Source organism: Nonomuraea sp. NPDC049784, from assembly GCF_040659615.1.
GTDB lineage: Bacteria > Actinomycetota > Actinomycetes > Streptosporangiales > Streptosporangiaceae > Nonomuraea.
On the sequence record NZ_JBFAMX010000531.1, the window covers coordinates 1 to 7105 of the forward strand.

Annotated in this window: 10 protein-coding genes; 2 read left to right on the forward strand and 8 right to left on the reverse strand. The window is 72.9% G+C overall.

The window, feature by feature from the left end:
- On the forward strand, window positions 1–338 hold a 338-nt coding region (locus tag AB0J09_RS50685), incomplete at its 5' end, for a VOC family protein (protein ID WP_360708540.1).
- Here the strand turns inward: AB0J09_RS50685 and AB0J09_RS50690 are convergent.
- From AB0J09_RS50690 to AB0J09_RS50715, 6 genes are all read right to left on the reverse strand, one after another.
- Entirely contained in the window at window positions 333–482 is a 150-nt protein-coding gene (locus AB0J09_RS50690) for a hypothetical protein (protein WP_360708542.1), read from the reverse strand. The genes AB0J09_RS50685 and AB0J09_RS50690 overlap by 6 nt on opposite strands.
- A gap of 124 nt (window positions 483–606) precedes the next feature.
- Window positions 607–1812: a DUF6596 domain-containing protein gene (locus tag AB0J09_RS50695; protein ID WP_360708545.1), complete on the reverse strand. Its 1206-nt coding sequence runs from the start codon at window positions 1810–1812 to the stop codon at window positions 607–609.
- A 20-nt stretch (window positions 1813–1832) separates the two neighbouring features.
- Window positions 1833–2195: a YciI family protein gene (locus AB0J09_RS50700; RefSeq protein WP_360708547.1), complete on the reverse strand. Its 363-nt coding sequence runs from the start codon at window positions 2193–2195 to the stop codon at window positions 1833–1835.
- A gap of 75 nt (window positions 2196–2270) precedes the next feature.
- Window positions 2271–2855, reverse strand: a complete 585-nt coding sequence (locus tag AB0J09_RS50705; protein WP_360708550.1) for a hypothetical protein — start codon at window positions 2853–2855, stop codon at window positions 2271–2273.
- A 24-nt stretch (window positions 2856–2879) separates the two neighbouring features.
- On the reverse strand, window positions 2880–3020 hold the full coding sequence (locus AB0J09_RS50710) for a hypothetical protein (RefSeq protein ID WP_360708552.1): 141 nt from the start codon (window positions 3018–3020) through the stop codon (window positions 2880–2882).
- 65 nt (window positions 3021–3085) lie between these two features.
- The gene (locus AB0J09_RS50715; protein WP_360708555.1) at window positions 3086–3664 is read right to left on the reverse strand and encodes an XRE family transcriptional regulator; all 579 of its coding nucleotides are present in this window, start codon (window positions 3662–3664) and stop codon (window positions 3086–3088) included.
- Window positions 3665–3757: 93 nt separating this feature from the next.
- Between AB0J09_RS50715 and AB0J09_RS50720 the strand changes: the two genes are divergently transcribed.
- Window positions 3758–5356: a bifunctional NAD(P)/FAD-dependent oxidoreductase/class I SAM-dependent methyltransferase gene (locus AB0J09_RS50720; RefSeq protein WP_360708558.1), complete on the forward strand. Its 1599-nt coding sequence runs from the start codon at window positions 3758–3760 to the stop codon at window positions 5354–5356.
- Window positions 5357–5407: 51 nt separating this feature from the next.
- On the opposite strand, the gene AB0J09_RS50725 is transcribed toward AB0J09_RS50720, so the two are convergent.
- Both AB0J09_RS50725 and manA read right to left on the reverse strand, forming a co-directional pair.
- Window positions 5408–6034, reverse strand: a complete 627-nt coding sequence (locus tag AB0J09_RS50725) for a flavin reductase family protein (protein ID WP_360708561.1) — start codon at window positions 6032–6034, stop codon at window positions 5408–5410.
- A gap of 55 nt (window positions 6035–6089) precedes the next feature.
- The coding region (gene manA, locus AB0J09_RS50730; RefSeq protein WP_360708563.1) for a mannose-6-phosphate isomerase, class I at window positions 6090–7105 on the reverse strand (1016 nt) is incomplete at its 5' end.

Consider the following 7105-nt stretch of genomic DNA (forward strand, 5'->3'; position numbering starts at 1 on the left):
CGCGGGTGGCGATCCTGGACGCGGGGCGGGCCACGCTGGAGATCGCGAACCCGGCCCAGAAGAAGATGATCGACGAGGTCGAGGTGGGCCGTCAGGTGGCGCCGAAGATCCGGGTGGCGTTCGAGGTGGACGACGCCCGCGGCACCACCGAGCGCCTGGTGTCGGCGGGCGCGTCGGAGGTGGCGCCGCCCACCGTCACACCCTGGGAGTCGCTCAACTCGCGGCTGGACGCGCCCGCGGGCCTGCACATCACGGTGTTCCAGGAACTGCGCACCCTCGAGGAACGCCAGGAGCTCGACGGCTTCGGCACGGACACGGACCGGCTCCCGGGCTCATGATCCGCGCCCGGCGCGCCCGCCGGTGGGCCATGGTGAGGAGAGTCCGCGGGGCGCCCGCGGCGACTGCGGCGGCTCCAGCACCGCCCGGCCGAACAGGGCGCCCCGCGCCCGCACCCCGTCCTTCAAGCGGGCGAACACGTCCATCCCTCTCACCATAGACGCTGAGAAATGCGCGCGACCGGCACAGGTATGGCTCGTGAGCTCGGCGGGCCGTTGACCTGGCGCATGACTGGTTATGCGATTTCGGTATCGGGCGCCTGGGATCCCGTCAGGAGGTGAGGAGGCGGGCGCGTTCGGCGAGGAACTCCTGCTCGGCCGCGTTGTCACTGAGCGCCAGCGCCGCCCGGTACGCCTCCACCGCCTCCGCGTCCCGGCCCAGCCGGTGCAGCAGGTCGGCCTTGGTGGCGGGCAGGTAGCGGTAACCGGCCAGGCGGCCTTCGCGTTCGAGCACCTCCACCTCGGCCAGCGCCGCCTCCGGGCCGTCCACCATGGACAGCGCGACCGCCCGGTTGAGCGCGACCACGGGCGAGGGCCACACCCGCAGCAGCGCCCCGTAGAGCGTGAGGATCTGCGGCCAGTCCGTCTCCTCGTAGGCGGCCGCCTGGGCGTGGATGGCCGCGATGGCCGCCTGCAGCGTGAACCGCCCCGGCGGGCCCGCCGTCAGCGACGCCACCAGGAGCCGGTCGGCCTCGGCGATCAGCTCCCGGTCCCAGGCCGAACGGTCCTGCTCCTCCAGCCGGAGCAGGCGGCCGTGCCCGTCGGTACGGGTGGCGCGCCGGGCCTGGTGCACCAGCAGCAGCGCGAGTAGCCCGGCCGCCTCCCGTGCGGCGGGCAGGAGCAGGTGGAGCATGCGCGCCAGGTCGAGCGCCCGCTCCGTCAGGTCGTCGCGTACGAGATCCTGCCCGGAGTGGGCGGTGTGGCCGGTGGAGTAGAGCAGGTGGATGACGGTCAGCACCGCGTCCAGCCGCCCCGGCAGGTCCGCCGCGGACGGCACCCGGTACGGGATCCGCGCGGCGGCGATCTTCTTCTTGGCCCTGGTGAGCCGGGCGGCCATGGTCGCCTCGGCCACCAGGAACGCCCGCGCGATGTCCGCCGTCGCGACCCCGCATACCAGCCGCAGCGTGAGGGCGACGTGTGCCTCGGGGGCGAGCGCGGGATGGCAGCAGGTGAAGATCAGCCGCAGCCGGTCGTCGGGGATGGCGTGGAGTTCGGGCATGGGGGCGTCCTCCGGCTCCAGCAGCAGCGGCAGCTTCCGCTCCAGCGTCCTGCGGCGCTCCAGCGCGTTGAGCGCGTTGCGCCGCGCGGCCGTGGTCAGCCACGCCCCGGGCCGCCGGGGCACGCCGTCGCGCGGCCAGGTACGCAACGCCTGGACGTAGGCGTCCTGCACCGCCTCCTCGGCCGTGTCCAGGTCGCGCGTCACGCGTACCGTCGTGGCGAGCACGAACGCCCACTCACGGCGGTGCGCCTCGGCCACGGCCTCCTCGACCGCGCCGCTCAGCGCTTCTCCACGTGCTGGGCGTTCTCCTCAAGGAGCTGGAAGTCGACCAGCGGCCTGACCTCGACGCCGCCGCGTACGATCGGGGTGAGCTTGGCGATCTCCAGGGCGTGGTCGAGATCCCGCGCCTCCACCACGAAGACCCCCGCCAGCACCTCTTTCGTCTCGATGAACGGCCCGTCCGTCACCAGGTCGCCGCGTACGGAGGTGGCCGTCTCCGGTGGTTCGAGCGCCATCCCGGCGACGATCCGGCCGCCCAGCCCGGCCACCTTCCCCGGCATCCCCAGGTGCGCCTGCGTGACCTCCTCCGGCAGGTCCTCCGGGGGGACCTCCTCGTACAACAGCACCGCGTACTGCGCCATCACTCCACCACCCTGTACTCAACCGTCCTTCCATGACACCGACAATCGGGAACGACGGGAATCGACAGACCCGCGCTAGGACTGGCGTGGGCGCCGCCACCGTTCGCCGGCCAGCGACCAGGCGGTCTCCCAGTCACGGTAGCGCCCCCGATCGAGCATCCGGCGGAACCCCGCGAACGCCAGCAGCACGACCACCGCCGCCACGGCCACCAGCAGCATCGCCGTCACCACGGCAGTGACCCGGAGATCCGTGAGGCTCGGCGGCGCGGGGACCCGCCGGCCGCCGGGATCGACCCAGATCCACACCTTCGCACCCGCCTTGGCCAGGGACGGAGCCGGCACATGGCTGGTGCGCTCCAGCCCGGAAGGCGCCGTCCACCGCGCGGGTGTCAGCTCGCCCCTGGAGACCTCCCCGAACGACAGGCGCGTGACCGGCGCGTCCGCCAGCAACGTCGCCTCCACCCTCCGGCGCCCGTCGGAACCCGCACGCTGCGCGGCCTCGTACGCCTGCCGCCCCGCCACGACCGCCGGCCACACGCTGAGCAGGATGAAGAGCATCGCCACCGCCAGCGCGGCGCTCTCCAGGCGGTCGGAGCGCCGCCGCAGCGGATTGCCGTCCGGCCGGTGCCTGCGCACCCACCGCTTCACGGACTCGGTCACGAGCTTCATCATGCACCCGGCGGTTCAGTCTCCGCGTCGGTGCACGCCATCGAGCCGGGCGAGTTCCTCCTCCGAGAGGCGCAGCGCCCCGGCCGCCACGTTGGCGACCAGGTGGCCGGGGTTGCCGGTGCCGGGGATGGCCAGCACGTGGGACCAGCGCTGCAACGTCCGTACTGCCTCGGATCAGCCGAAGTCGCCGCTTCTCCTGGGAGCTTCGAGGGGCAGTGAGGTCAGCGCGCGGCGGGACGGGCGCGGACGTGCATGCGCTCCCCCTGCGGCCCGAACAGCGCCAGGACCTCCACCGGCTCCTGCCCGGGGTTGGTGGTCGCGTGCGGCGTCCTCGTGTCGAACTCCGCCACCTCCCCCTGCGTGAGGACCACATCGTGCTCCCCGAGGCGCAGCCTCAGCCGCCCCGACAGGATGTACAACCACTCGTAACCCTCGTGGACCTGCTGCTCGGGCTCGTACCCCGGCCAGTGCGGCGGGTAGATCTGCTTGTACGCCTGCATTCCGCCGGGCCGGCGGCTCAGCGGGATGAAGGTCGTGCCGAAGCGTTTGAACGGGCGCATATGCACGCGGGGGTCGCCGGTCACGGGTGCGTCGATCAGCTCGTCGAGCTGCACCTGATGGGCCTGGGCCAGCAGCAGGAGCAGCTCCAGGGTCGGTTTGCGCTGACCGGACTCCAGGCGGGACAGCGTGCTGACGGAGATGCCGGTGCTGCTGGACAGCTGCGCGAGTGTCGCCCCGCGCTCCAGGCGCAGCGCACGGAGCCGCGGGCCCACGGAGTGGAGCACGTCGTCGAGGTCCATGCGCCCACTTTGCCATTTCGGCAACGTAGTTTGTCAAATCTTCGGCCGGTCGCGGACAGTGGCGCAGACGGAACGATCGAGAGGAGACGCGCGATGGACGCGAAGTACGACGTGGTGGTCGTCGGCGGCGGGGCCGCCGGGCTGAGCGGAGCGCTCACGCTGGGCCGGGCGCGGCGCAAGGTGCTGGTCATCGACGCGGGGCGGCCGCGTAACGAGCCCGCCGAGGGCGTGCACACGTACCTGACGCGCGAGGGCCTCCCGCCGCTGGAGCTGCTGGCCGCCGGTCGCGAGGAGGTGATCGGGTACGGCGGGGAGATCGTGACGGGCGTCGTCGAGACCGCCGAGCCCTTGGACGGCGGGGGCTTCCGCGTCGTGCTCGACGACGGGTCCGCTATCGAGGCGGACCGGCTGCTGGTGACCACCGGCCTGGTGGACGAGCTGCCCGACGTGCCCGGCCTGGCCGAGCGGTGGGGGCGGGACGTGCTGCACTGCCCGTACTGCCACGGCTGGGAGGTGCGCGACCAGGTCATCGGGGTCCTGGGTACGGGTCCGCTCTCCGTTCACCAGGCGCTGCTGTGGCGGCAGTGGAGCGAGGACGTGACCTTCTTCCTGCACACCGCGCCGGAGCCCGACGCGGAACAGCGCGAGCAGCTCGCCGCCAGGGGCGTCACCGTGGTGGAGGGGAAGGTGACGGGCCTGGAGGTGACCGGCGACCGGCTCGCCGGAGTGCGGCTCGCCGACGGCCGGGTGGCTCCGTGCCGGGCCCTCGCCACCGCCAGCCGTCTGACCGCCCGCGCGGGTCTGCTCGCTGGGCTGGGGCTGGAGGCGGAGGAGCAGGAGATGTCCGGCTACGCGATCGGCACCCGCGTGCCCGCCGACCCGTCGGGCGCCACGAGCGTGCCAGGGGTGTGGGTGGCCGGGAACGTGACCAACCTGACCGAGCAGGTCATCGGCGCCGCGGCGGCGGGCGTACGGGCGGCGGCGGCGATCAATGCCGACCTGATCGCCGAGGAGACCCGCCGCGCCGTCGCCGCCCGGGCCTGGGCCCACGGCTCCCACGAGTCGTACGACTCCGACGCGGCGTTCTGGAACGCTCGTTACGCGCAGAGCGCGCAGATATGGAGCGGGAACCCCAACACCATGCTGGTCCGCGAGGCAACGGACCTCGAGCCCGGCACGGTGCTGGACCTCGGGTGCGGCGAGGGGGCCGACGCGATCTGGCTCGCCGGGAAGGGATGGCGCGTCACCGCGGTCGACGTCTCCGACGTGGCGCTCGAACGCGCCGCCGAGCACGCCGGAAGCGCGGGAGTCGCCGACCGCATCGACTGGCAGCGGCACGACCTCGCCGCGTCCTTTCCCGAGGGCGTGTTCGACCTCGTCTCCGCCTGCTTCCTGCACTCTCCCCGCGACCTGCCTCGCGACGAGATCCTGCGCGCCGCCGCGTCGGCCGTCGCGCCCGGCGGGGTGCTGTTGGTGGTCGGGCACGCGGGATGGCCGTCCTGGGAGCACACGCCGCCCTTCGACGCGCACTTCCCCACGCCGCGTGAGGTCCTCGAGACTCTCGAGCTGCCGGAGGGGGAGTGGGAGGTGCAGCTCAGCGAGGAGTACGAGCGCACCCAGAACGGTCCGGACGGCAGCCCCGGCACCCGCATGGACAACGTGCTCAAGATCAGGCGGCTGCCAGGACGATGAAGTCGGGTTCGCCGGGCAGGCCGTCGCCCAGCCGCGCCCCGGCGCTCGGCCCTACCGGGTTCGGGGTGTCTGGCTGCGGTAGGAATGGCCGAGTTCGGGGCCGAGGCCGAAGTAGTGGCGGAAGTTGTAGATCAGCGGGCTCCACGCCCCGGGATCCACATGGTGCGTGCCTGGCACGACGATGCGCGGGTCCGCGTGGACCCGCCCGACGACGGCCTCGGCGATGACGAACGACCCCGAGACGTCATGCCCCACCCGTTCCGCCCGCGCCTCGAACTGGATCGGGCACTCGGCCACGCGCGGCGGCCGTACCGTCTCCGACGGCTCGGGTCGCAGCCCGGCCGCGCCGAACTTGTCGGGCTCGTGACGGCAGCCCGCGGGCTTGCTCGCCGGCACCGGATGGCGGCCCGTGAGAGGCGCCAAGCGTTCGACCGCCGCCCACTGGTGGGGAGCGGGCAGGTTGATCACCACCTCGGGGCGGCTCATGAGGTTGCGCGCGGTCTGCCCCTCGGCGCCCAGTCCGAGCACGATCACGTTGCCCAGCGCCCACGCGGAGGACATCGGGGCCAGGTTGAAGGTGCCGTCCGGGTTCTCCGTGGAGAGCAGGACGACCGGCGTCCCGAAGTACAGGATGCTCGGCTCGATGGTCACATGAGTGGCAGCTGTCGCGAGGTTCATGCCACGGAGCCTAGGAACGGGACGTTCAAGCCGGGGGCGAAACGTTCCTGCGGATCTACATCGTAAAGGCGCCTGGCAGGGCACGATATGCCGTTCCCTTGCCGGAGAGCCGCGCCGACGGAGCCGACGCCGGGATGAACGCGGACTCGCCGGGCCGCAGCGTCAGGTCGCCGAGGCGGGTCTCGCCGTCGATGCAGACGACGATCTGGGGGACGCCCCCGGGCACCGAATGGGGTGTCTCCAGGTCGTAGCGGGTCAGGGCGAACTCGGGGGCCGGCGGCCGGTAGTGGTGCTCGCCACGTGCGTCCTCCTCCGGCCGCACCAGGTGCGGCTCCGAGGGCGTGAAGTCCACGACGCGCATGAGCTCCGGTACGTCGATGTGCTTGGTGGTGAGCCCGCAGCGCAGCACGTTGTCGGAGTTGGCCATGATCTCGACGCCGATGCCGCCGAGGTAGGCGTGGGGGACCCCGGCGCCGAGGTAGAGGGCCTGGCCGGGGGCGAGGTTGACGTGGTGGAGCAGGAGGGCGGCGGTGACGCCGGGGTCGCCGGGGCAGGCGCGGGCGATGTCGCCGTAGACGGCCAGGTCGGCGTCGTCGTCAAGGGCGAGCAGGGCCTGCTCGACCTGGGCGCGGAGCGGCCGGTTGGAGCCGTCGAGCATCTGGGCGAACACCTCCCGCAGGCCGCCCGCTCTGAGCAGATCGGTCCAGGGGCGCAGGTCCGGCAGGGCCAGGCGGTCGAGGAGACCGGCGGTGGCGGCGGGGTCGCGGAAGCCGCACAGGCCGTGGAAGGGGGTGATCGCGCAGACCATCTCGGGTTTGTGCGAGGCGTCCTTGTACGTGCGGGCCGGGTCGTCGATGGGGATACCGCGCGCGTTCTCGTCGGCGAACCCGGCCTCGGCCTGCGCGGTGGTGGGGTGGACCTGGAGGGAGAGCGGCCGTTCGATGGCCAGGACCTTGAGCAGGTAGGGGAGGGCGGGGCCGAAGCGGGCGGCGGTGGGCTCGCCGAGGATGGCGGTGGGGTCGTGGGCGATGAGCTCGTTCAGCGGGGTGCCGGCGACGGTGGAGGGGTCGC

Excerpts from the sequence above, each read along its gene's own strand:
- AB0J09_RS50690 (WP_360708542.1), bottom strand. The coding sequence starts at position 482 with ATGGACGTGTTCGCCCGCTTGAAGGACGGGGTGCGGGCGCGGGGCGCC.
- AB0J09_RS50725 (WP_360708561.1), bottom strand. The coding sequence starts at position 6,034 with ATGAACCTCGCGACAGCTGCCACTCATGTGACCATCGAGCCGAGCATC.
- AB0J09_RS50700 (WP_360708547.1), bottom strand. The coding sequence starts at position 2,195 with ATGGCGCAGTACGCGGTGCTGTTGTACGAGGAGGTCCCCCCGGAGGAC.
- AB0J09_RS50720 (WP_360708558.1), top strand. The coding sequence starts at position 3,758 with ATGGACGCGAAGTACGACGTGGTGGTCGTCGGCGGCGGGGCCGCCGGG.
- AB0J09_RS50715 (WP_360708555.1), bottom strand. The coding sequence starts at position 3,664 with ATGGACCTCGACGACGTGCTCCACTCCGTGGGCCCGCGGCTCCGTGCG.